This window comes from Streptomyces sp. SirexAA-E, assembly GCF_000177195.2.
GTDB lineage: Bacteria > Actinomycetota > Actinomycetes > Streptomycetales > Streptomycetaceae > Streptomyces > Streptomyces flavovirens.
Map to the genome: position 1 here is coordinate 619,938 of NC_015953.1, position 23,065 is coordinate 643,002.

The 23,065-nt window shown below is 72.9% G+C and carries 14 protein-coding genes; 9 read left to right on the forward strand and 5 right to left on the reverse strand.

Annotation, left to right across the window (positions count from 1 at the left end; genetic code table 11):
* Window positions 1-16 precede the first annotated feature (16 nt).
* From SACTE_RS02690 to SACTE_RS02700, 3 genes are read left to right on the forward strand one after another with little or no spacing between them, the layout of a single operon-like run.
* The gene (locus tag SACTE_RS02690; RefSeq protein WP_014044491.1) at window positions 17-1,000 is read left to right on the forward strand and encodes an aliphatic sulfonate ABC transporter substrate-binding protein; all 984 of its coding nucleotides are present in this window, start codon (window positions 17-19) and stop codon (window positions 998-1,000) included.
* Entirely contained in the window at window positions 997-2,508 is a 1,512-nt protein-coding gene (locus SACTE_RS02695) for a sulfatase-like hydrolase/transferase (RefSeq protein ID WP_014044492.1), read from the forward strand. Before SACTE_RS02690 ends, SACTE_RS02695 begins: the two co-directional genes overlap by 4 nt.
* A complete protein-coding gene (locus tag SACTE_RS02700; protein WP_014044493.1) occupies window positions 2,460-4,853 on the forward strand; it encodes a family 43 glycosylhydrolase in 2,394 nt (797 codons plus the stop codon). Before SACTE_RS02695 ends, SACTE_RS02700 begins: the two co-directional genes overlap by 49 nt.
* Before the next feature lie 63 nt (window positions 4,854-4,916).
* On the opposite strand, the gene SACTE_RS02705 is transcribed toward SACTE_RS02700, so the two are convergent.
* Together SACTE_RS02705 and tkt are read right to left on the reverse strand one after the other, a co-directional pair.
* Window positions 4,917-7,640 carry a cellulose binding domain-containing protein gene (locus SACTE_RS02705; protein ID WP_343236534.1) on the reverse strand — a complete coding sequence of 908 codons (2,724 nt, stop codon included), beginning with the start codon at window positions 7,638-7,640 and terminating at the stop codon, window positions 4,917-4,919.
* Between the two features lie 227 nt (window positions 7,641-7,867).
* Window positions 7,868-10,057 carry a transketolase gene (gene tkt, locus SACTE_RS02710; RefSeq protein ID WP_014044495.1) on the reverse strand — a complete coding sequence of 730 codons (2,190 nt, stop codon included), beginning with the start codon at window positions 10,055-10,057 and terminating at the stop codon, window positions 7,868-7,870.
* A 229-nt stretch (window positions 10,058-10,286) separates the two neighbouring features.
* On the opposite strand from tkt, the gene SACTE_RS02715 reads away from it, so the two are divergent.
* Window positions 10,287-12,011 (forward strand): serine/threonine-protein kinase, encoded by a 1,725-nt coding sequence (locus SACTE_RS02715; protein ID WP_014044496.1) that lies wholly within the window; start codon window positions 10,287-10,289, stop codon window positions 12,009-12,011.
* 343 nt (window positions 12,012-12,354) lie between these two features.
* Complete coding sequence (locus SACTE_RS02720) at window positions 12,355-14,172, forward strand: SpoIIE family protein phosphatase (RefSeq protein ID WP_050986387.1); 1,818 nt, start codon at window positions 12,355-12,357, stop codon at window positions 14,170-14,172.
* A 141-nt stretch (window positions 14,173-14,313) separates the two neighbouring features.
* Here SACTE_RS02720 and SACTE_RS02725 read toward each other — a convergent pair whose 3' ends face one another.
* Window positions 14,314-16,269, reverse strand: coding sequence for a BTAD domain-containing putative transcriptional regulator (locus tag SACTE_RS02725; protein ID WP_014044498.1), 1,956 nt, complete (start codon window positions 16,267-16,269; stop codon window positions 14,314-14,316).
* A 115-nt stretch (window positions 16,270-16,384) separates the two neighbouring features.
* Between SACTE_RS02725 and SACTE_RS02730 the strand changes: the two genes are divergently transcribed.
* Window positions 16,385-17,263, forward strand: a complete 879-nt coding sequence (locus tag SACTE_RS02730) for an alpha/beta hydrolase (protein WP_014044499.1) — start codon at window positions 16,385-16,387, stop codon at window positions 17,261-17,263.
* A gap of 103 nt (window positions 17,264-17,366) precedes the next feature.
* Window positions 17,367-19,112 (forward strand): BCCT family transporter, encoded by a 1,746-nt coding sequence (locus SACTE_RS02735; protein ID WP_014044500.1) that lies wholly within the window; start codon window positions 17,367-17,369, stop codon window positions 19,110-19,112.
* Window positions 19,113-19,199: 87 nt separating this feature from the next.
* On the opposite strand, the gene SACTE_RS02740 is transcribed toward SACTE_RS02735, so the two are convergent.
* Complete coding sequence (locus tag SACTE_RS02740) at window positions 19,200-19,772, reverse strand: hypothetical protein (RefSeq protein ID WP_014044501.1); 573 nt, start codon at window positions 19,770-19,772, stop codon at window positions 19,200-19,202.
* 252 nt (window positions 19,773-20,024) lie between these two features.
* Between SACTE_RS02740 and SACTE_RS02745 the strand changes: the two genes are divergently transcribed.
* On the forward strand, window positions 20,025-20,771 hold the full coding sequence (locus SACTE_RS02745) for a VWA domain-containing protein (protein ID WP_014044502.1): 747 nt from the start codon (window positions 20,025-20,027) through the stop codon (window positions 20,769-20,771).
* Window positions 20,772-20,906: 135 nt separating this feature from the next.
* Here SACTE_RS02745 and SACTE_RS02750 read toward each other — a convergent pair whose 3' ends face one another.
* Window positions 20,907-22,334 carry an MFS transporter gene (locus SACTE_RS02750; protein WP_014044503.1) on the reverse strand — a complete coding sequence of 476 codons (1,428 nt, stop codon included), beginning with the start codon at window positions 22,332-22,334 and terminating at the stop codon, window positions 20,907-20,909.
* 108 nt (window positions 22,335-22,442) lie between these two features.
* Between SACTE_RS02750 and SACTE_RS02755 the strand changes: the two genes are divergently transcribed.
* Window positions 22,443-23,039: a TetR/AcrR family transcriptional regulator gene (locus SACTE_RS02755; RefSeq protein ID WP_014044504.1), complete on the forward strand. Its 597-nt coding sequence runs from the start codon at window positions 22,443-22,445 to the stop codon at window positions 23,037-23,039.
* Window positions 23,040-23,065 lie beyond the last annotated feature (26 nt).

The window sequence follows — 23,065 nt, forward strand, 5'->3', positions numbered from 1 at the left end:
TAAGGACCACTTCGACATGCGTATACTTCAGCGCGCCCTGACGGCGGTCGCCGCCGTGTCCGTCCTGGCACTCTCCGTGACCGGCTGCTCCGGAGACTCGTCCTCCGACGGCGGCCGGAAGGTCCGCTTCGGCTACATCAGCGACTACAACGGCGCCTCCCTGCTGGCCATCGCCGACAAGCAGGGGCTGTGGAAGGAGCAGGGGCTCTCGCCGGACTACAAGGTCTTCACCAACGGCCCCCTGCAGATCCAGGCGCTCGGCTCGGGCGACCTCGACTTCGGCTACATCGGGCCCGGCGCCATGTGGCTGCCCGCCTCGGGCAAGGCCAAGGTCGTCGCCGTCAACACGCTCGCGCGCGCCGACCGGGTGATCGCCCAGCCCGGCATCGACTCGATCCAGGACCTCAAGGGCAAGAAGGTCGGCGTCCCCGAGGGCACATCGGGCGAGATGGCGCTCAACCTGGCCCTGCAGAAGGCGGGGATGAGCGAGAAGGACGTCGAGAAGGTGCCGATGGACCCCTCCACGGTGGTGTCCGCGTTCGTGTCGGGGCAGATCGACGGCGCCGGGCTCTGGTATCCGCTGATCGACACCATCAAGGCCAGGAAGCCCGGTCTGAAGGAGGTGGCGAGCACCGCGGACTTCACCGACAAGGCGTTCCCGACCGCGTTCGTCAGCCCCGCGAAGGCGGACAAGGAGCTGACCACCAAGGTCGTCAAGGTCCTGCAGAAGGCCAACGACTGGCGGGCCGCGCACCCCGAGGAGTCCGTCGACGCGGCGGCCGGTCTGCTGAAGATCGACCGCAAGGCCGTGGCGGCCGACGCGGCGAACGTGGAGACCCTGTCCACCGGGGAACTGGTCGCCAAGACGAAGGACGGCACGGTCGGCGGCTGGCTGGACGGGCTCGGTGAGTTCTTCGTCGGCACCGGGCAGCTCCCGAAGGCGCCGGCCTCCACCACGTACTACGAGGGCGACCTCTACACGGAGGCGTACGGCAAGTGAATCTCCTCTTCCTCATGACGGACCAGCACCGGGTGGACACCCTCGGCTGCTACGGGAACCCTCATGTCGCGACCCCGAACCTGGACCGGCTGGCGGCGACCGGCACGCGGTTCGACCGGTTCTACACACCCACCGCCATCTGCACCCCGGCGCGGGCCAGCCTGCTCACCGGGCAGGCCCCGTTCCGGCACCGGCTGCTCGCCAACTACGAGCGGAACGTGGGGTATCTGGAGGATCTGCGGGAGGACGCCTTCACCTTCCCCGCCGCGCTCGCCGAGCGAGACTACCGCCTCGGCCTGGTCGGCAAGTGGCACGGCGGCACCCACCGCAACGCCGCCTCCTACGGCTTCGAGGGCCCGGACCTGCCGGGCTGGCACAACCCGGTCGACCACCCCGACTACCTGGCGTACCTGGAGGAGCGCGGCCTGCCCCCGTACCGGATCTCCGACCCGGTGCGGGGCACGGCGCCCGGCGGCAACCCGGGGAACCTGCTGGCCGCGCGGCTGCACCAGCCGGTGGAGGCGACCTTCGAGTACTACCTCGCCACCCGGGCCATCGAACAGCTGGAGGAGTACGCGGCGGGCGGCCGCCCCTTCTTCCTGGCCACCCACTTCTTCGGGCCGCATCTGCCGTATCTGCTGCCCGACGCCTACTACGACCTCTACGACCCGGCGCTGGTCGAGCTCCCGCCGTCGGTCGCGGAGACCTTCGAGGGCAAACCGCCGGTGCAGCGCAACTACAGCGCCCACTGGGCCTTCGACACCATCCCGATCGAGACCTCGCGCAAGCTGATCGCCGTCTACTGGGGTTATGTGACTCTGATCGACGAGCAGATCGGGCGCATCCTGACGCGCCTGGACGAGCTGGGGCTCGGGGAGGACACCTCGGTGTTCTTCACCGCGGACCACGGGGAGTTCACGGGCGCGCACCGGCTGCACGACAAGGGCCCGGCGATGTACGAGGACATCTACCGCATCCCCGGGATCGTGCGGATCCCCGGGGCGCCCCCGCAGGTCCGGGACGAGCTGGTGAGCCTGACCGACTGCACGGCGACCCTGCTGGAGCTGGCGGGCTGCGACACCTCGCCCGCGGTGGACAGCCGCAGTCTGGTGCCGCTGGTGCGCGGTGAGGAGCCCGGGTGGCCGGGCGAGCTGGTCGCCGAGTTCCACGGCCACCACTTCCCGTACCCGCAGCGGATGATCCGCGACGACCGCTACAAGCTCGTCGTCAACCCGGAGTCGGTCAACGAGCTGTACGACCTCGAGGCGGACCCGCACGAGCTCAGCAACCGGTACACGCACCCGGAGTTCGCGCCGGTACGCACCCGGCTGACGCGGCGGCTGTACGAGCTGCTGCGGGAGCGCGGTGACAACTTCTACCACTGGATGACGTCGATGTACGACATCGGCGCCTCCGACTACGACCCGAGTCTCAGCGCCTTCGAGACCGGTGACACCACATGGACCCCGGACGCGGATGCGGCCGGGGCCGGGACGGGGGCCCCGTGAGACGCACGCGCGGGACCGTCAGCCCGTGGGCCGCGGCGGCCGCCGCCCTGCTGTGGCTGTGCACCCTGGCCGCCGCGCCCTCCCACGGCGCCCCGCGGCCCCCGGCCGCGCCGGCGACGTACACCAACCCGGTGACCGGCACCACCGTCGACACGTTCCCCGACCCGGTGATGATCCGGGGCAAGGACGGGTTCTGGTACGCCTACGGCACACAGAACCCGGTGTTCCAGAGCAAGGGTGAGGACGGGGAGCGCATCCTGCCGATCCTGCGTTCCGCGGACATGGTCAGCTGGGAGTACGCCGGGGAGGTCTTCACCCCGGCGACCCGTCCCGCCTGGCTGGAGGGTTCGCGGCTGTGGGCGCCGGACGTCCACTACGCGTTCGGGCGGTACTACCTCTACTACTCCGTGCCCGGCCGCAACACCGTGGGCCTCGTGACCGCGCCGACCCCGACCGGCCCGTGGAGCGACCGGGGCGCGGTGCTGCCGTCCCCGAGCGGCTGCCCCGCGGGCAACATCGACCAGGCGCAGTTCACCGACACCGACGGCACGCCCTACCTGTACTGGGGCAGCTACGACACGATCTGCGTCGCGAAGATGAACGGCGACCGGACCCGGACCGAGGGCGAGGTCACCCAGGTCGCGCGGGGCCGCCGCGTCGAGGGCGGGTTCGTCGTCCAGCGGGACGGGTTCTACTACCTCTTCTACTCCGACGCGGGCTGCTGCGACGGCGCGTTCAGCGGCTACCAGGTGAAGGTGGGCCGCTCCACCTCGCCCACGGGGCCGTTCACCGACGACGAGGGCACCGATCTGATGGCCCTGACCAGCAAGGCGGGTGTCGTCGTCTCGGCCGGCGGGAACCGGTGGATCGGCCCGGGGCACAACGCGATCCAGACCGATCTGTCGGGTCAGGACTGGCTGGTCTACCACGGCATCCCGAGCGAGTCGCCGGATCTCGCCCCGGCGTCGAACGGTTCGCTCAAGCTGACCCGGCGTCCGATGCTGATCGACCGGCTCGACTGGATCGGCGGCTGGCCCGTCGTCCGCGCGGGCGCGGGCCCCTCGGACGGTCCGACGGCCGCCCCGGTCACCTCGTGGGCTGCCGGGGGGTCCTTCGGCGGAGGGCTGTCCGGCTGGCGCGCCGAGGGCGCGTCGCCCGCCGGCTGGTCCGCCGGTACGGACCGCGACTCCGGCGGGTACGCGGCGTACGCGCCGGCCCGTCCGGCGACGGACCCGGCGTATCTGCTCGCCGCGGGACGGGCGCCCGCCGCGCTGCGCGCGGAGGCGGATCTCCGGGTGACGTCCCCGTCCGGGGCCGCCGGGCTGACGGTCGCCCACAAGGACGCGGGCAACCGGGTGGTGGCCTGGCTCGACCGCGCCCGCGGCGCCCTGGTCACCGACGTGCGGGTGGGCGGTGCGAGCCGCGGCGAGCGGGTGACCGCGCTGCCGGCCGGTTTCTCGTGGGACACCTGGCACACCGTGTCGGTGGAGGTGCGGGGCACCCGGATGACGGTCGAGGTGACCGGCGACCGGCTGCGGGACCCGGTGGCCGTCCAGGACCGGGTGCTGCCCGCCGGGGCCGTCCGTGAGGGCGCGGTCGGCGCGGCGGCACGGGGTGCCGGCGCGGCGGCGGACAACGTGGGGGCGGCGGCGCTGTACCGGCCGGTGGTCTCGCGGGTACCGCAGGCGGGTCCGGGCAGGCCGCTGCCCGCGTTCAGCGACGAGTTCGACGCGGCGACCGTCCCGGGTACGACGGAGGGTTCGCCCTGGCGGTGGGTACGCGGCCCGGCCTCCGGGGTGCGGGCGACGGGCGGTTCGCTGTCCTGGCCGACCCAGGACGCGGAGCTGTATCTCGGCGACAACAGCGCCTCTGTGCTCCTGCGGGACGCCCCGCCGGGGGACTTCACGGTCGAGACGAAGCTGCGGTTCGCGCCCGCCCAGGCGGCCCAGCAGGCCGGGCTGGTGCTGTACGAGAACGACGACCGCTGGTTCAAGCTGGTCCACTCGGTGCTGCCGCTCACCAACGGCGACGGGGCGGTGCTGCACGTGAGCGAGTTCGGCAAGGAGGGCGAGCGGCCGACCACCACCCCGCCGACCGCCGTCGCCAACGCCCCCATGTTCGGCGGCCCCACGGCGGACACCATGTGGCTGCGGCTGGCCTACCACCGTGACACCGCGCATCAGGAGCACGAGGTCAGGGCTTCCACCAGCCGGGACGGTGCGCACTGGTCGCCCGGCGGTGTCTGGACGCTCCCGGCGCGGGGCGATCTGCGGATCGGGCTGGTCTCCCTGAACCGGTCGGGGGCGGTGGCCGACTTCGACTACGTGCGGACGTACGCTCCCTGACAGCCCGTCAAGTCGTGCGGGGCCCGGCGGCGACTGCCGGGCCCCGCGTGCGTGCCGGAGGGGTCAGCCCACGGTGCAGGCCTGGCCGTCCAGGGTGAAGGCGGCCGGTTCGGCGTTGCTCCCCGCCCAACTGCCGGTGAAGCCGAAGCCCGCCGACGAGCCGGGCGCCACCGTGCCGTTCCAGCCGGCGTCCGTGACGGTGACCTTCACCCCGTCCTGCCGGTGCGAGGCGTTCCAGATCTGGCTGATCTGCTGCCCGCCGGGGAACGACCAGCCGAGCTTCCAGCCGTTGTACGCGGCGTCACCCGTGTTGGTGACCGTCACATCGGCCTGGAAGCCGCCCGGCCACTGGTTGGTGACCGCGTACGTCACCGCACAGGCGGCGTCCGCGGGCTGCTCCGGACCGGGATCGGTGCCGGGATCGGTGCCGGGATCGGTGCCGGGGTCCGTGCCTCCGCCGCCGCTGTCGGAGGTCTCGCCCACCTGGATCCCGCGCCCGTTGGTGGAGACGTAGACGCGCCCGTAGACCCTGGGGTCGCCCGTGATCGCGGCGCCGGTCCAGCCCCACTGGTGGGCGTCGTCGTTGATCCTGGTCCAGCTCGCCCCGGCGTCGGTGGACCGGAAGATGCCGCGCACCCCGCCGATCTTCGCGCTGACGAACACCGTCCGGTACGAGGCGCCCGGGGCGGCCTTGCCGAAGCCCACGCTGTCCGCCTGCTCGACGCCGGCGGACTTCGTGAACGTCGCCCCGGAGTCGGTGGAGCGCCACAGACCGTACGCCCCGGTGTCGGAGCCGCCCGCGAGCCAGATGTCGCCCTCCGTCCCGGGCAGTGCCTGGAAGCGGACGTTGCCCTCGGCGGGCAGCCCGGTGGCCTCGGCGGTGAAGGTCGCCCCGCCGTCGGTCGAGACGTAGAAGGTGCCCGCCTCGAATCCGTAGAACTTCTCGGGGTTCTTCCGGTCGGACTCGACCGTGGCACCGGCCGGGATGCCGGTGGAGGCGGTCCAGGAGGTGCCGAAGCCGGTGGTGTGGTGGACGCCCGCGCCCTCCGGGCTCCACACGAAGCCGCTGCCGTCCGCCGCCGCCGCGACCGTGCCGCCGCCGGTGACGCCCGAAGGCTCCGAGCCCTGGAACCAGTTGGCCCCGTTGTCGGTGGAGAAGCCGATGTGGGGCGCGGCGTCGGAGTTGCCGACCCGGACGACCGTGCCGGGCGAGCTCTCCGCGAAGTCCAGGCTGGTGGTCGAGTCGAGGTTCGGGGAGGTGTACATCAGGTCCGGCACGGCGTCGAGGTCGGTGTGCCGGAAGCCCCCGATGTCACCGAGTGCGCTCAGCAACGGTGCCCCGGAGGGCGGGCTGGCCAGGTCGTTGACGGCCGTCTCCTCGATCCCCTTCACCATGGGGGTGATCCTGAACGTGCCGCCGGAGTCCCAGGACGTGAGGTCCTCGGTGCCGTAGACCGTCGCTCCGGTGCCGTACATCATCCGGTCCGAGTCGAACGGGTCGATCTCCAGCGCCTCCGTCATCCAGCCCAGCTTCGGGGCGGTCTCGGGCGGTGCGGGGGAAGCGCCCCAGGAGAGCCACGGCACGGAGGAGACGTCCAGCGTGTAGCGGTTGGAGCGGTTCGGGTAGCCGGTGTAGTCCCAGGCCTGGGTCCAGGTGGCACCGCTGTCCGTGGAGCGGAAGATCTGGGTGTCGGGCCACCAGGAGCTGTAGGCGGTGGCCATCAGGGTGCCGGGCTTCTGCCGGTCCACGGAGAGCCCGCTGAAGCCGTAGTAGGCGTCGGCCTCCGCCACCGGGCTGACGTCCTGCCAGGCGCCGGACGCCGTGTCGTACCGCCAGATCCGGCCCTTGCCGCCGTCGTAGGGGCCGCCCGTGTCGCTCAGCGTCAGATAGAGGTGGCCGGTCGCGGAGTCGAGTACGCCCTTGTGCGCGAGGTAGCCGGTGGGCTGGCCCGGGATCCGCGACCAGGTGGCGCCGCCGTCCGTGGAGCGGTAGACGGTGTTCTCCTTGTCGGCGACCCCGACGTAGATGTCCTGGGTGGCGCTGCCCGCGCTGCCGGAACGCTCGTCGAAGGTCACCCAGACGATGCCCTGGTTGTCGTTGCCGTAGCCGCTGGTGTCCGACGGGTCCTGCGCGTAGTTCCCGGGGTTGGGGAAGGCCGTCACCTCGGACCAGCTGACTCCCGCGTCGGTGGACCGCCAGAGGCCGTTGCCGCTGGGCGCGCCCAGGTAGAGCACGGAGTTCTTGTTCGGGTCGACCGCGAGCCGCTCCCCCATGCCGCGTCCGGGCATGTTGCCGCCGAGCTTGAACGGGAGGGTGGCCGCCTTCCAGGAGGCGCCCCGGTCCGAGGAGCGCAGGACCGCGCCGTCGGTCGGGTCCCAGCTGTTGGTGTACGTCCCCACGGCGGCGTACACGTTGTCGGGGTCGACCGTGTCGGAGGCGAGGCTCACCACGCCCGTCCAGCCCCAGCGGTCCCAGTCCACCCAGTCCAGCAGGGGCTTCCACTGCTTGCCGGACTGGTCCCAGCGGTAGGCGCCGCCGATGTCGGTCCGGGCGTAGGCGAGGTTCTTCTCGGACCGGTTGAAGACGATCCCGGGGACGAAGCCGCCGCCGTCGATCCGGGCGTTCTTCCAGGTGTAGGTGTCCGCGGCTATGGACACATCCGATGCTTCTGTCGCAGCAGGTGCCTCGTCGGAGCGCGCCACGGCAGGGGTTCCGATGAGTGACAACCCTGCGGTCAGGGCGAGCGCCGCCAGCAGGGCGGCGAAGGGTCTGGGGCTTGAACGCACGGGAGCGTCCTCTCCGGACTGGACCGCCGCAGGGGCGGTGGAGGGCATGGCATACACATGGGAGCGCTCCCAGAACACCGTGATCGTAGCGTCGCCCCCTTTCCTGGAGAAGGGTCGTGCACAGCTTTCATCGGATGACTGGACGGGCCGTCGGCCGGAGGGACACAAACGGCCCCCGCCGGACACCTTCGTCCGGCGGGGGCCGTGCGGTCGGTGCGGCGGCGCGCTCAGCCCGCCTCTCCGCGACGGCCCCCGGGCCGGGTCGGCTCGGTGGCGTCGCGGATGCTGTCGCGCGCGGCCGCCGCGACGGCTTCGGCGGTGATGCCGAACTCCTTGTAGAGCCGCTCGTAGTCGGCGGAGGCGCCGTAGCGTTCGAGGCTCACGATGCGGCCCGCGTCGCCGACCACCTCGCGCCAGCCCTGACCGACGGCGGCCTCGACGCTGACCCGGGCACGCACGGCGGGCGGCAGCACCTCGTCCTGGTAGGACAGGGGCTGTTCGGCGAACCATTCACGGCAGGGCATGGAGACCACCCGGACGGCCAGCCCCTCGCCGGTGAGAGCCGCCCGGGCCTCCAGGGCGATGTGCACCTCGGAGCCCGTCGCCACCAGGATGACGTCGGGCTCGGGCTCGGACCCCCCGGCCAGCACGTACGCGCCGCGGGCCGCGCCCTCGGCGGACGCGAGGGTGCCGTCCTCGCGGTCGAGCACCGGCAGGTTCTGGCGGGTCAGGACGAGTCCGGTGGGGCGGTCGGTGTGCTCCAGGGCCATCCGCCAGCAGACGGTGGTCTCGTTGGCGTCGGCCGGGCGTACGACGTCCAGGCCGGGGATCGCGCGCAGTGCGGCGAGGTGCTCGACGGGCTGGTGGGTGGGGCCGTCCTCGCCGAGGCCGATCGAGTCGTGGGTCCAGACGTAGGTGACCGGGAGGTTCATCAGGGCGGCGAGGCGGACGGCGGGCCGCATGTAGTCGCTGAACGTCAGGAAGGTGCCGCCGTAGGGCCGCGTCAGGCTCTGCAGGGCGATGCCGTTGAGTACGGCGCCCATGGCGTGTTCGCGGATGCCGAAGTGGAGGGTCCGGCCGTAGGGGTTGCCGGAGAACTCCTCGGTCTGGCGGTTCTCCGGGATGAAGGACGGCTCGCCCTCCATGGTGGTGTTGTTGCTGCCGGCCAGGTCCGCGGAGCCGCCCCACAGCTCCGGCAGCACCGGGGCGAGGGCGGTGAGCACCTCGCCGGACGCCTTGCGGGTGGCCATGCCCTTCGGGTCGGCGGCGAACACGGGCAGGGCGTCCGTCCAGCCGTCGGGCAGCTTCTGCTCCGTCAGCCGGTCGAGCAGGCGGGCACGCTCGGGGTTGGCCTTCCGCCAGTCCTCGTACCGCGGTGTCCAGCGCTCCCGTGCCGCCCGGCCGCGCTCCTTGACCTCGCGGGTGTGGGCCAGGACCTCGTCCTCGACGGCGAAGGACACCTCCGGGTCGAAGCCGAGGAGCCGCTTGGTGCCCGCGACCTCCTCGTCGCCGAGGGCCGAGCCGTGGGCCTTGCCGGTGTTCCGCTTGGTGGGGGCGGGCCAGCCGATGATGGTACGCAGCATGATCAGGGACGGCCGGGACCGCTCCCGCTTGGCCGCCTCGACGGCGGCCAGCAGCGCGTCGACGTCCTCGACGTAGTCCCCCGTGCGCATCCAGTCCACCGTCTGCACGTGCCAGCCGTACGCGGCGTAGCGGGCCGGGACGTCCTCGCTGAAGGAGATGTCGGTGTCGTCCTCGATGGAGATGTGGTTCGAGTCGTAGAACGCCACGAGGTTGCCGAGCTGCTGGTGACCGGCCAGGGACGCGGCCTCGGACGCGACGCCCTCCATCATGTCGCCGTCGGAGGCCAGCACGTACACGTGGTGGTCGAAGGGGCTGGTGCCCGGCGCCGCGTCCGGGTCGAGGAGGCCGCGTTCGCGGCGTCCCGCCATCGCCATGCCGACGGCGGAGCCCATGCCCTGGCCCAGCGGGCCGGTGGTGATCTCCACGCCCCGGGTGTGCCGGTACTCCGGGTGTCCGGGGGTCGCCGAACCCCAGGTCCGCAGGGCCTCCAGGTCCTTCATCTCCAGGCCGTAGCCGGCCAGGTAGAGCTGGATGTAGAGGGTGAGGCTGGTGTGACCGCAGGACAGGACGAAACGGTCCCTGCCCAGCCACTGGTCGTCGGTGGGGTCGTGTCGCATGACCTGCTGGAAGAGCAGGTAGGCGAGGGGGGCCAGGCTCATGGCCGTACCGGGGTGTCCGTTGCCGGTCTTCTGCACGGCGTCGGCGGCCAGCACCCGGACGGTGTCCACCGCGCGCAGGTCCACCTCGCTCCACCCCGCCTCGTCGGCCACCGGACGGGCGAGCCCGGGGTCGCGGGATGCGGTGATGCCGGAAGAGGGTTGCTGAGGTGCCATCGGTGTTCGTCTCCCTCGAGATGTCGCTGTGTCGCTTCTCGGTTCGTGGAACCGGCCCAAACGCCTCGTTCCCTCTTTGGCATCCTCGATTCGTTCCGGCCGCCCCGCATCCCGTGACGGCGGCGACGGCGCGGTGCGGCCGTGCCGCTCAGGGGGCGGACCGCGTCGGCCGTGCAGGTTTGCGGATACACCGGGTCGGGCGGGTGAGCGGTGTGGCAGAGTCGTCCGCGTGGACGAGCTTCGGCCCCAGGACCCCTCGCACATCGGCGCTTACGCGCTCCTCGCCCGGCTGGGCGCGGGCGGCATGGGACTGGTGTTCCTCGGCCGGTCCCCGGGCGGGCGCCTGGTCGCGGTGAAGGTGATCCGTGCCGAGATCAGTGATCACCCTGAGGCCCTGGCCCGGTTCCGGCGGGAGGTCGCCACCGTCCGGACCGTGCGCGGCAACTGCACCGCGCAGCTGGTCGACGCCTCGCTCGACACCCCGCCCTACTGGCTGGCCACCGAGTACGTCGCGGGGCCCACGCTGCGCCAGGCGGTGGAGGCGGCCGGGCCCCTCCCGCCCGGCAGCGCCGTACGGCTGCTCGCCGCGCTCGCCGAGGGCCTGGTGGCCGTGCACGCGCACGGGGTCACCCACCGGGACCTCAAGCCGCAGAACGTGATCCTCGCCCCGCAGGGACCGCAGCTGATCGACTTCGGGATCGCCCGGGGCCTCGACCAGACGGTGCTCACCCGTGAGGGGATGGCGTCGGGGACCCCGGGGTTCGCCGCGCCGGAGGTGGTGCGGTTCAACGAGGCGGGGCCGGCGGCGGACGTCTTCGCGCTGGGGGCCACGCTCGCGTACACGGCGACGGGCCGCCCTCCGTACGGCACCGGCGACCCGGCGGTGGTGAGTTACCGGGCCGTGCACGAGGACATCGACCTCGCCGGGGTGGAGCCCTCGCTCGCCGCCCTGATCCGGGACTGCGTCGCCAAGGACCCCGCGCACCGGCCGGACCCGGCGACGGTGATCGCGCGGTGCGCGGTGGACTCGGCCCTCGCGATGGACCCTCACTACCGTGCGCTGGCGCTGGAGCGGGCCGACAGGCCCGTGCCCGCGGGAGGGCTCGCGGCCACCGCGCTCCTGCCGGGCCACCCGGCGACGGGCCGGGCGCCCGCACCGTCCGAGGACGCGCCCGCACCGCCGGAGGACGCGTCCGTCCCGCCCGGGAGCGACCTGGGCCCGACCCCCTACGACCGGGCCGGGCGTGCGCGGCGCCGGGGGCTCCGGGCGGCGCTGGCCTGCGCGGTGGCGGGCGCCGTCGCGGTGACGGCCTGGCAGCTGTCGGAACCGGACGGCGGGGACACCGGTGGGGGCGGATCCGGGGCGGCCTCGCCCACCGGCGGCACGGCCGTGTCCCCAAAGCCCACCGGCGGCGCCTCCGCCGGCCCACCGGACCACATCGTCGACGACCGTGTCTCGCAGGACCGCTGGACGCTGTCCGAGGATCCGGCCGAGGCCGCCCAGGGCATGGGCTCCTGCGACCTGAGCCGGCTGTCCGTGGCGACCGGTCTGCCCGGGAACCTCCAGTCTTCCGTCGGGCACACCACGGGGTCGGACACGGCGACGGTGACCCTGCGACCGGGGAAGGCCGCGAAGGGCGAGCGGGCGCCCTACTACGTGGCGGTGGGAGTGCGGCCCCCGCACGGCACCGACCGGGCCACGGGCCGGCCCACCGAGGCCGTCAGCGAGGGCATCGGCTTCACCAGCAAGCCGGTGGACATCTTCTCCGGCGGGTCCCCCGACGGCACCCTCTCCTTCCGCTACCCCGACGACTTCCGGGGCCACTTCGCCGACCGGACGGTCGAGGCACTGCCGGTGGGTGACGACCGTGGGGACTGGACGGTGGTGCTGTACCACGTCGAGGGCGGGCCCACCGAGTACACCTCCGTCGCGTGCAACGGCTTCCACGCCTGATCCTGGCCGGCGGGCCTGTTCCGGGAGGCCGGTGAGGGCCGTCCCCCGGGGTGTCCCGAGCGGCGGGGACGGCCGGGCGGATGAATGATGGGGCTCAGGCAGCGGTGCCGCGGGTGCCGGCCCGGCTCCCCCGCCGGACGGCACGTCCGCGCTCCGACCCCGAACCGGAAGGGCATGAGCGCATGACCTCCCAGACCGCTTCCCGCGCGGCGGACCGCGTACCGCCCGCCGGGGCGCCGTCCCCCGGCGCTCCGGCGGGCGGAGGAGCCCATGGGGGCACCGGGGCGGTCCCGGCGGGAGCCGCCCGGTGAACGGCGAGGACAGCGCGCCGGAGATCGGTTTCATGCGGGCCGTGTTCGACAGCCTGGGGGCGGGGGTCTTCGTCATCGACCCCACCGGCCGGCTCACCACGGCGAACCCGCGTGCGCGGCGGCTCCTCGGCCGTTCGCGCGAGAACCTGCTCGGCTCGGACATGCACGATCTGCTGCACCGGGGGTCGGACGGCGGCGAGGTGCCGCGGGGCCGGTGCCCCATGCTGACCGTGCTCGACGACGGCCAGCCCAACGAGGGGAGCGAGGAGTTCCTGCTGCGGGGGGACGGCAGCCTCCTGCCGATCATCTGGGCGGCCACCCCGCTGCGGCACGACGGTGCCACGGAGGGCGCGGTGATCGTCTTCCACGACTTCAGCCTGCACCGTGACGCCGCCCAGCAGACCGCGGCCCACCTGGCGGCCCTGGAGGGGCTCACCGCCCGGCTGTCCATGGTGGCCGAGGTCTCCACGGTCCTGATCTCCACCATGGACATGTCCAACATGCTCAACCGGCTGGCCGGACTGCTGGTGCCGGACATGGGTGACTGGGCGGCGGTGGACGTCCGTACGCCGGGGCAGACGGGCGAGTTGCAGCGCGTCGCCGTGCACGCCCTCGGTGGCCACGCGGCGGCCCGGTCGCTCACGGGCCCGCTGCCGCCGCTCCCGGAGTCCTCCCGCTCGGCGCTGGCACGGGCACTGCGGAGCGCGCAGCCCGTCGTCCTGGACGCGGACGCGCTCGCGGAGCGGCCGGAGGCGCCCCTCGACGTCGCCCACCGGGAGCTCTTCGAGCGTCTGGGCGGCACCAGTGCCGTCGTGGTGCCGCTGCACACCCGGCGGCAGGTGTTCGGCGCGCTGACGGTGGCCCGCACCGCACCCGGGTCCTCCTACTCCGAGGCCGAACTCCTCGTACTGGCGGACCTGGCCCGGCGGGCCGGGCTGGTGATGGAGGGTGCCGAACTCTTCGAGCAGCAGCGCCACGTGGCGGAGACGATGCAGCGCCAGCTCCTCACCCCGCTGCCGCAGGTCGGCAACCTGAGGATGGCGGCCCGCTACCTGCCCGCCCAGAGCGCCGCCGAGATCGGCGGGGACTGGTACGACTCGTTCCTGCTCGGCGACGGCGTCCTGACGATGGTGATCGGGGACGTGGTGGGGCACGACCTGAAGGCCGCCGCGCACATGGCCGAGGTCCGCAACATGTTGCGTGCCCTGGCGTGGGACCGTACGGAACCGCCCAGCCTGATCATGCGCCGCCTGGACGAGGCCATGACCCACACCAGCGACGCGCCGATGGCCACCTGTGTCTTCTCCCGTATCGAGGGCCCGGAGGAAGGGCCCTGGCGGCTGCACTGGGTCAACGCCGGGCACCCTCCGCCCCTCCTGATCACTGCGGACGGCCACACCCGTTTCCTGGAGGAAGGCCACGGCCCGCTGCTCGGTCTCAGCTCCGCCCTGCACATGGGTCTGGGCTGGCCGAACGCGCACGCGGACCTTCCGGCCCGGTCCACGCTCCTGCTCTACACCGACGGCCTCGTCGAGAGCCGCTCCCGTGACATCGAGGCCGGTCTCGCGACACTGCGCCGGCACGCGGCCGCCCTGGCCCGCCGCGACATCGAGGAGTTCCTCGACGAGCTCCTCGCCCGTATCGGGCCCAGCGGGGACGACGTCGCGCTGCTGGCGCTGCGCATCCCGCCCGCGGGGACGGAGGACGAGCCACCGCGGCAGCACGCGCACAGCCCCGCCGCCGCCAACCGCAGCGCCCCCGGCTCCCGTGTCGAGGACACGCCCGTCCGGGACACCTCCGAACCGGAGCATCCCGCACCCGGCGGGCCCCCGGCGGACGACCCGGCCTGACGGGCGTCCGGCTCCGGTCAGGGGTTGCCTGCCACCGCCGCGTCGGTGGAGCCGGTGCCGTCCGCCTGCTCGCAGGCTCCGTCGTCGGTGGGCACGGGATCCGTCCGGGGGCGCCCGGCTCACGGACCGCTCGGGGCCTTCCTACGGCGCGTCGCGGAGCGCGGCGGCGAGTTCGGCGAGGTGACGTGCGACGGGCCCGGCGGTGAGCAGTCCGCCGGCGCCGCCCTCCTCCGCCTTCGCCGGGGCGAGCGCGCGGGCGGCTCGCTCCATCGTGGCCCGGTCCGACACGGCGATGGCCGCCTGTGCCGTGAGGCACCACAGCGCTTCGAGGAGCAGGCCGGGAGGCGGGTCGGGCAGTCGGCGCAGGTGTGCGGCCGCCCGGTCGGGCGCGTCCCGCGCGAGCAGGACGAGGGGCGTGGCCCAGGGTGCGTAGGGCCCCCAGTCCGTGGAGGTGCCGTCCGGCGCGGGCCGGCCGTGCCGGACGCGCAGGCAGAGCAGGGCCAGCGGGAGCAGGCCTTCTTCGAGGCCGGGCATGCCGACGCCGTCGAGCTGGGCGGCCGCGTCCCTGTACGCCTCCTCCGCCGCCTGTTCGGGCCCGGTCGCGGCGAGGCGCAGGGCGCGGAACCACGTGGTGAACACCCCGGCGAGCGGGAGTTCGTGGTGTGCGGCCAGGCGGTCGACCGCCGTCGCGTGTTCCTCGGCTCCCTCGAAGTCGGCCAGCGCGCCGCGCGCCTGCATGCGGACGAGGTGGCCGAGCACCGTGTAGGTGGGCAGGTCGTGCCGGCCGGAGAGGGCGACGAGTTCGGCCCCCGTCGCGTCGCGGCGTGGGGAGAGGCCCGCTCGGTGGAAGGTCTGCATGAAGACGCCGTTGAGGGCGAACGCCAGCAGGGCCGGGTCGTCCAGGCGCCGTGCGATGTGTTCCGCCTGCCGGGCGGCCTGGGGCCCCCGGGCCGACCGGGTACCCCGCGACTCCAGGGCGATCGTGGCCAGCAGTCGGGCTCGCGCGGCCTCGTGCCGCCCGGGCGGGAGGTCCTTCAGCGTGCGCTCGGCCGCCGCGACCACGTCCGCCGCGTGCTGCGGGTCGTCGACACGGGTCCAGATCGCCGGTACGTCGTAGGCGCCGATCACGCGGGCGGTCAGCTCCGCGTCGCCCAGCTCCTCGGCGGCCGTGACGGTGGCCGAACGGTGGCGGCGGGCGGCCTCCAGGCCGCCGCCGCCGGTCACGGCGAGGTTGCGCAGCAGCCCGACGGCCGACTCCAGCCGTGCCCGGGACCCGTGCCGCACGGTGCGGTCGTAGTCGGCCGCGGCGCCGGCCCATACCTGCTCGGCGGAGGTGTCCGGTTCCAGGCGGTGTTCCTGGGTGAGGATGTCCGCCTCCAGCCGGCGCAGCGCCGTACCGGGTTCGAGCCCGAGCCGGTCGACCAGGAGTCCACGCGCCCGGCGCAGTACGGCCAGCGCGTCGCCCTGCCGGCCGCTGCGGTACAGCGCGAGGGCCAGCAGCCGCCACCCCTCCTCGCGCCAGGGGTGCTCCGCCACGTGGGCGTCCAGGTCCGCCACCGCACGGGCCGCCTGCCCCAGGGCCAGCCGGGCCTCGCCCCGCCGCTCCACGGCGTGCAGCCTCAGCTCCCCCAGGCGGGCGCGCTCGGCCCGGGCCCATTCCTCCTCGGCGAAGTCGGCGAGGGCGGGCCCCCGCCAGGTGCCGAGGGCCTCGTCCAGCCGGGGCAGCGCCTCACGGGGCGGCAGCGCGGCGGTGTCGGCGAGCGCGTCCTCGAACCGCCGGCCGTCGACGGCGCCGGGCTCGGCCCGCAGGGCGTACCCCGGTCCTTCGGTGACCAGCAGCCGGGCCGGGGCGCGGGGCGGACGCTCGGGTTCGAGAGCGCGCCGCAGCGCGGACACGAAGGTGCGTACGGCGCCGACCCCGCCCGCCGGGGGCTCTGTCCACAGGTCCTCGACCAGGCGCGTGACCGGGACGACGCGTCCTTGGGCGATGACCAGCCGGGCCAGTACCGCACGGTGGCGGGGTCCCTTCAGGTCGAGCGGGACCGCCCCGCCGTCCCAGGCGACCACCGGCCCCAGAATCCCGAACGAGACGCTCACTGCCCATGACCTGCTTTCTTTCCTGTGCCTGGTCACGCTAGCGGTCGCTCATCGGATGCTCATCCGCGGCACCCAGGGTGGAGACACCTGCTCGTCGCGAGAAAAGAGTCTGATCATGACACCCACCGGCACCGGCTTCGACTACCGGCGGATCACCGTCGCGGACGGGGTCGCCCTGAACACCGCCGTCATGGGTTCGGGCCCGGCGATCGTCCTGCTGCACGGCTTTCCGCAGACCCATCTGATGTGGCGGCACGTGGCCGCCGATCTCGCGGCCGACCACACCGTGATCTGCCCCGATCTGCGTGGCTACGGGGACAGCGACAAGCCTCTCGACACGGACGGCACCGTCTACTCCAAGCGCACCATGGCGGCGGACGTCGTCGCCCTGGCCGGAGCCCTGGGACACGAACGGTTCGCGCTCGCGGGACACGACCGGGGCGCCCTCGTCGCCTTCCGTACCGGCCTCGACCACCCCGGCCGCGTCACACACCTGGCCTCCCTCGACGTGCTGCCGACCCTCGACATGTGGGACGTGATGCACGGGGTCGGCGCGGCCGTCGGCTTCCACCTCTATCTCATGGCCCAGCCGCCGGGCCTGCCCGAGCAGATGATCGCCGCCGCCCCCGACGCGTTCTTCGGGTACTTCCTCGACCTGTGGAGCGGCTCCTCGGGTGCCGTTCCCGACGACATCCGGGCCGCGTACCTCAGGGCCTGCCGGGAAGCGGTGCCCTCGATCGTCGCCGACTACCGCGCCTCCGCCGGTATCGACATCGAGCACGACCAGGCTGACCGGGCGGCGGGCAACCGGCTGCGGATGCCGGTCACCGTGCTCCAGCAGGACTGGGGCGCGGCCCTCGGCTTCGAGGCCGCCGCCCTGTGGTCGCCCTGGGCGGCCGACCTGCACCACGCCACGGTCACCTGCGGTCACTTCATGGCCGAGGAGGACCCCGCCGAGGTCACCCGGAGCCTCCGGGCGCTCATGCGGCGCTGAGGGCGGGCGGACCGGGGCCGCGCCCTCCGGCTCGGTGCGAGTCGGCGGGCCTGCGGCGTGGGATCTGACCTGGCGTCGGGCGGGTGGATCATAGTGGGGCGCTATGAGCGCCACCGACATCGCCGATTCGCCTCCCGACGGCCCCGGCCCCGGCCCCGAGTCGCCCGAGAATCCCGGTCATCCGTCACGGCCGGACGGTCCGGTCGTCGCGATCGGAATCGCCGGGATCGTCGCCGTGGTGCTGTGGGCGAGTCTGGGAGGGGCGTCCTTCCAGGGTTTCTCCGACAGCGCCCTCCCGTGGGTGCTGAAGAACTTCGCCTGGCTCTTCGTCGTGGCGGCGGACGTCTTCCTCGTCCTGTGCGTGCTCATCGCCTTCAGCCGTTTCGGCCGGATCCGTCTCGGCCGTGACGACGGCGTGGAACCGGAGTTCACGGATTTCGCCTGGGTGTCGATGATGTTCGCCGCCGGTATGGGCATCGGCCTGATCTTCTACGGCGTGGGCGAACCGGTCACCCATTACCTGGTGCCGCCGCCCTCCACGGGTGTGCGGGCCGGAACCCCGGAGGCCGCGGGTACGGCCCTGGAGTACTCCTTCTTCCACTGGACGCTGACCCCGTGGGCCATCTACGGAGTCGTCGGCCTCTCGCTCGCCTACACGACGTTCCGCCTGGGGCGGGGGAACCGTCTCAGCGCGGTCTTCGTGCCGCTGATCGGTGAGCGGCTGGCCGACGGGGTGGTGGGGCGGCTGCTGGACCTCCTGGCCGTTTTCGCCACCGTGTTCGGGACCGCGACCAGCCTCGGTGTGGGGGCACTCCAGATCGCCACGGGACTGCATCTGACCGCGGGAATCGCCAATACCACGGGCCTCCAGCTGATCATCATCGTTTCCCTCGGCGCGGCATTCGTGGCTTCGGCTTTCACCGGTCTCCACGGCGGGGTGAAATGGCTCAGTTCCGTGAATCTGGTGATGGCCGCCGTCCTGATGGTCTTCGTCTTCGTCGTGGGTCCCACCGTCTATCTCCTCGATGTGATGCCTTCGAGCGTGGGCGGCTATCTGAACCAGCTCATTCCGATGGCGAGCCGCACCGGTGCTTTCACGGACGGCGGTTGGCTCGGGGAGTGGACGATCTTCTACTGGGCGTGGTGGCTCTCCTGGGCGCCCTTCGTCGGCACGTTCATCGCCCGTATCTCCAAGGGCCGTACGATCCGTGAGTTCCTCCTCACGGTGCTGCTGGTCCCCTCCGGCGCCTCCGCCGTCTGGTTCTGCGTCCTCGGGGGCACGGGTATCCGCCTCGACGAGACCGGCGTGGTCGACATGGCGCAGAAGGAGTCCCAGGGCACCGAGGCGACGCTGTTCGCCATGCTCGACGCGCTGCCGCTCTCGGCGGTCACGTCGTGGTTCGCCATGATCCTGATCATGATGTACTTCATCACCAGCGCCGACTCCGCCTCCCTGGTGATGGGGTCGCTCACCAGCCGTGGTGCCCTCAACCCTCGTGCCTGGCTGAACGTCACCTGGGGCATCCTGATGGCCGCCGTGGCCGCCGCGCTGCTCGTCTCGGGCGGTCTGGACTCACTTCAGTCCGCGACCATCCTCGTGGCCCTGCCGTTCGTCGTCGTGATGCTCGGGCTGTGCTGGGCCACCGTGCGTGAACTCCGCGAGGACCCGAGCGCGGGGCCGCCCCGCGGCCAGGCGCTGCACGGGCTGCGCGACGCGATCCGGAAGATGATCGGCGAGACCGTCTCCGAAGGCGTCCCACCCGCGCCCACGCATCCCCGGCTGCGCCGGGTGGCGAAGACCCGGGCGCAGCGGCAGGACGAGGAGCAGGAGGAGGATGGCGAGGCGTAGGACCGCGGGCCCGGCCGGGGCGGGTGGCCGCGACCGGCGTTCCCCGGCCTCGCCTCGCCGGGCGGTAGGTGGGGCGGGCGGCCGCGGCTACGCGGGGGTGAGGCGCCTCAGGCCACCCGGCAGATCCTGGCTCCCCAGGTGGGGCGAGGCCCGCAGGATCTTCTCGGCGATCCGCCCCTGGGCGATCACGCCGTCGGGGACCGGCGGGACCTTCTCTGCGCCGTACAACATGATCGGGTCCCAGTCGGCCGGGTCCGAGACACCGCGCCGGTCGACGATCACCGCGCGCGTCGGTACGTCCAGGGCCGCCACGGCCTCGACGACCGCGGCCTCCACACGCCGCGCCTCGTCGGGGTACAGGCCGTCCAGCCAGAGCGTCTGGATCTCGCAGCCGAGTGGCTCGTACACGTACTGGTCGGTCACGTCGGTGTCCGCCGAGAGCCACCAGTTCATCGTGACGGACGCGATGCGCAGGGCGAGCAGGCGGCCGAGCTCCTCCTCGGGCACGAGGACGTCGTCGCCCTCGACGTCGAGTACGACGGCCGCGCCCCTGACCGGGTGCCGGAGCATGATGCCGTACTTCTCGAAGACCTCCGCCTGTTCGGCGAAGACCGACGTGGCCGCCGATTCGCGGTACCACCGGATGAACCCGTCAGCCATGCCGGCCGGCCGGTCGGTGTGCGCGTGTGCCCATGCTGTCTCCCCCGAGTCCCCGAGTCCCCGACTTCCCCCGGCCGTGCGCCCGTCGTGTCGGGCACGCCGTCGGCCGGGTGGTGCCACCGTAGCGGGCGGTGCGCGCCGTTTCGGCCGGTGTTTCGAGGGCGCCGGGTGGTCGGGCCCTGTCGCCCCGGGGACAGCCGGCGGATCACGCCGAGCGGGCCCGAAACGAACACGCGTGCGCGACCATGAGGCGTGACCACGACGAACAGCAGCCGGCCCGCCTCCGCCATCAGCCTTTCCAAGGTGCGGGAGCGCGCGCCCGACCTGGTGAGCCTGTACAAGGTCGCGGGCGACCGGGTCCGCCGGCACGGGCTGGAGGGGGTCCGGGCCGCGGTGTATCTCGTGCTGGACCGGTCCGGATCCATGCGCCCCTACTACCGTGACGGGAGCATGCAGCACCTGGCCGAACAGGTCCTGTCGCTGTCGGCCCATCTGGACGACGACGGAATCGTGCCGGTGGTGTTCTTCTCCACGGACGTGGACGGGTCCACCGACCTGACGCTGGGCGGCCACCGCAGGCGTGTGGACAAGCTGCACGCGAACCTCGGCCACATGGGCCGCACGAACTACCACTGGGCCATGGACGAGGTCATCGACCACTACCTGGAGTCCGGGAGTTCCGCTCCCGCGCTGGTCGTCTTCCAGACCGACGGCGGCCCCACCAGCAGGTTCGCCGCCGAACGCTACCTCTGCAAGGCGGCGCGGCTGCCGCTCTTCTGGCAGTTCGTCGGCTTCGGCGACCCGGACAGCAACGAGTTCGCGTTCCTGCGGCGACTGGACACCCTGGCGGTCCCCGCCGACCGCGTCGTCGACAACGCCGGCTTCTTCCATGCCGGCCGCACCCCGAGGAGCACGGCCGACCACGAGCTCTACGACCAGTTGCTGCACGAGTTCCCCGACTGGCTGTCGGCCGCCCGTTCCCTGGGTGTCATACGGTGAAGGGTTGCGCGGTCGGCACCCGGGGTGCACGCGGGGCCTGGCCGGAAAAAGGGGTCTCCGAGCAGCGCGGTGGCGGCTGAGCAGGGACCCCGGGGTATCGGTTCGGCGGTACCGGCGCCGCTCAGACCCGCCGTCTCACTCGGCGGCGGCCGGGGACTCCTTCTTCCTCGCTCCGGGGCCGAAGAAGAAGACGAGCGCCGTCAGGATGGCCAGCGCGGTGATCAGCGAGGCCCAGACGAACACCTGGGAGATGGTGTCGGCGGCTCCCGCTCCGTCGGTGAAGGGGACGAGGAGGACGGCGAGTCCGACGGATCCGCCGATGGTGAGCGCGGTCTGCAGGATGCCCGCGGTGACGCCGGCGTGCTCCGGCGGCGCCGTGGTGAGGATGACCATGTTGAACGGGATGATCGCCACACCGACCCCGATGCCGATCAGTACGATCTGCGGCAGCACTCCGCTCGCGTAGGAGCTGTCACCGTCCAGCAGGGTCAGCCAGCCGACCCCGGCCAGGACGACGACGAGACCGCCGACCGCCCGTATCTTGAGGTCGACGGCGGCGACGAACCTGGTCAGTACCTGCGTGGTCAGCAGCAGGGCGACACCGAAGGGCAGGATCGCGAGCCCGCTTCCCAGGGCGTTGAAGCCGAGCACGTTCTGGAGGTACTGCACCAGGTAGATCAGGAAGCTGGTGAGGACCGCCGCGAGGAGCAGCAGGTCGAGGAAGGCTCCGGCGCGCGTCCGGTCGGTGAAGATCTTGCCCGGCAGCAGGGGTTCGGCGGTGCGCCGGTCCACCACGAGCAGGACCGCCCACAGGACCACCGACGCGGCGAGCGCGCCGAGCGTCGTGCCGTCGCCCCAGCCCTTCTCGGCCGCGTGCACGAGTCCGTAGACGCCGGCGGTGACGGCGAGGGTGACCAGCAGGGCGCTGGGCAGGCCGAGCGAGCGGGTCTGTGTGCTGTCGTCCTTCAGCCCGAGGACGCGGAGGCCGATGAGGATGACGACCAGGCCGACGGGGACGTTGACGAGCAGGCTCCAGCGCCAGTCCCCCGCCCAGGTCAGTACACCGCCGAGGACCATGCCCGCGGACGCGCCGAGTCCGGTCACCGTGGAGTAGAGGCCGAAGGCGCGCCGGCGCCGCTCCCCGTCGAAGACGACGGCCAGCAGGGCCAGTCCGGTCGGTCCGGCGATGGCGGCCCCGGCTCCCTGGAGCACGCGGCCTACCAGCAGGACCTCCAGGTCGGGGGCGAGGCCGGCGACCAGGGAGGCGATCACCACCAGGCCGATCCCGCCGAGGAAGACCTTCCGGTGGCCCAGCACGTCACCGAGGCGTCCGGCGAACAGCAGCAGCCCCCCGAAGGCGAGCAGGAAGGCGTTCGGGACCCAGGAGCCGCTGGTGGCGGAGACCCCCAGGTCGTCCTGGAGCGTGGGCAGGGCGACGTTCACGATCGTGCCGTCGAGCTGGAGCATGAACTCCGCTCCGACGATCGCCGTCAGGGCGAGGGCCCAGGGCCTGGACGGCGCCTGGGGTGCGGGAACCCCGTCGGAGACGGTGTCGGTGGTCATGGATGTCCTCCACGTTCGACGGCCCGGGTTATATGGTGAGATGGCCTCAGGTTAAGTGGAGGCAGTTAACCTGAGGCAACCTCAGGTAGTCAAGTGGAGGCGGTACCCGTGTCAGACGCCCAGCCGTACATCGCCCGGCGGCCCAAGCGGGCCGACGGTGCCCGCAACTACGACGCGATCCTCTCCGCGGCCCGCAAGGCCTTCGAGACCCAGGGCGCGGACGCCTCGCTGGAGGAGATCGCCGGACAGGCGGGGGTGGCGATCGGCACGCTCTACCGGCACTTCCCCACCAGGGCGTCCCTGGTCGAGGCGACCACCAGGGAGGGGCTGGCGGAGCTGATCAGCCGGGCCGAGGCCCTGGCGGGCACGGAGGACCCGCTGGCCGCCCTGGACGAGTGGATGCGGCGGGCCGTACGGCACATCAGCACCTTCCGGGGCCTGGTCGGCATCCTGACCCGGAGCATGTACGACGAGGGCACACCGTCGCACGCCGCGTGCAGCGCCATGCACAGCAGCGGGGCACATCTGCTGCGCGCCGCCCAGGAGGCCGGGCGGGTACGCGAGGACCTCACCGCCGACGAGCTGTTCGACCTGCTGAGCGGGGCCGCCTGGGTGCGGGAGAACGCCCTGGCCGACCGCGACGGCAGCCCCCGCTTCGTCCAGATGGTCCTGGAGGGCATCGTGACCCGCCCCGCGGCCGGCTGACCGGGCCGCCCCGCCACCGATCCGCC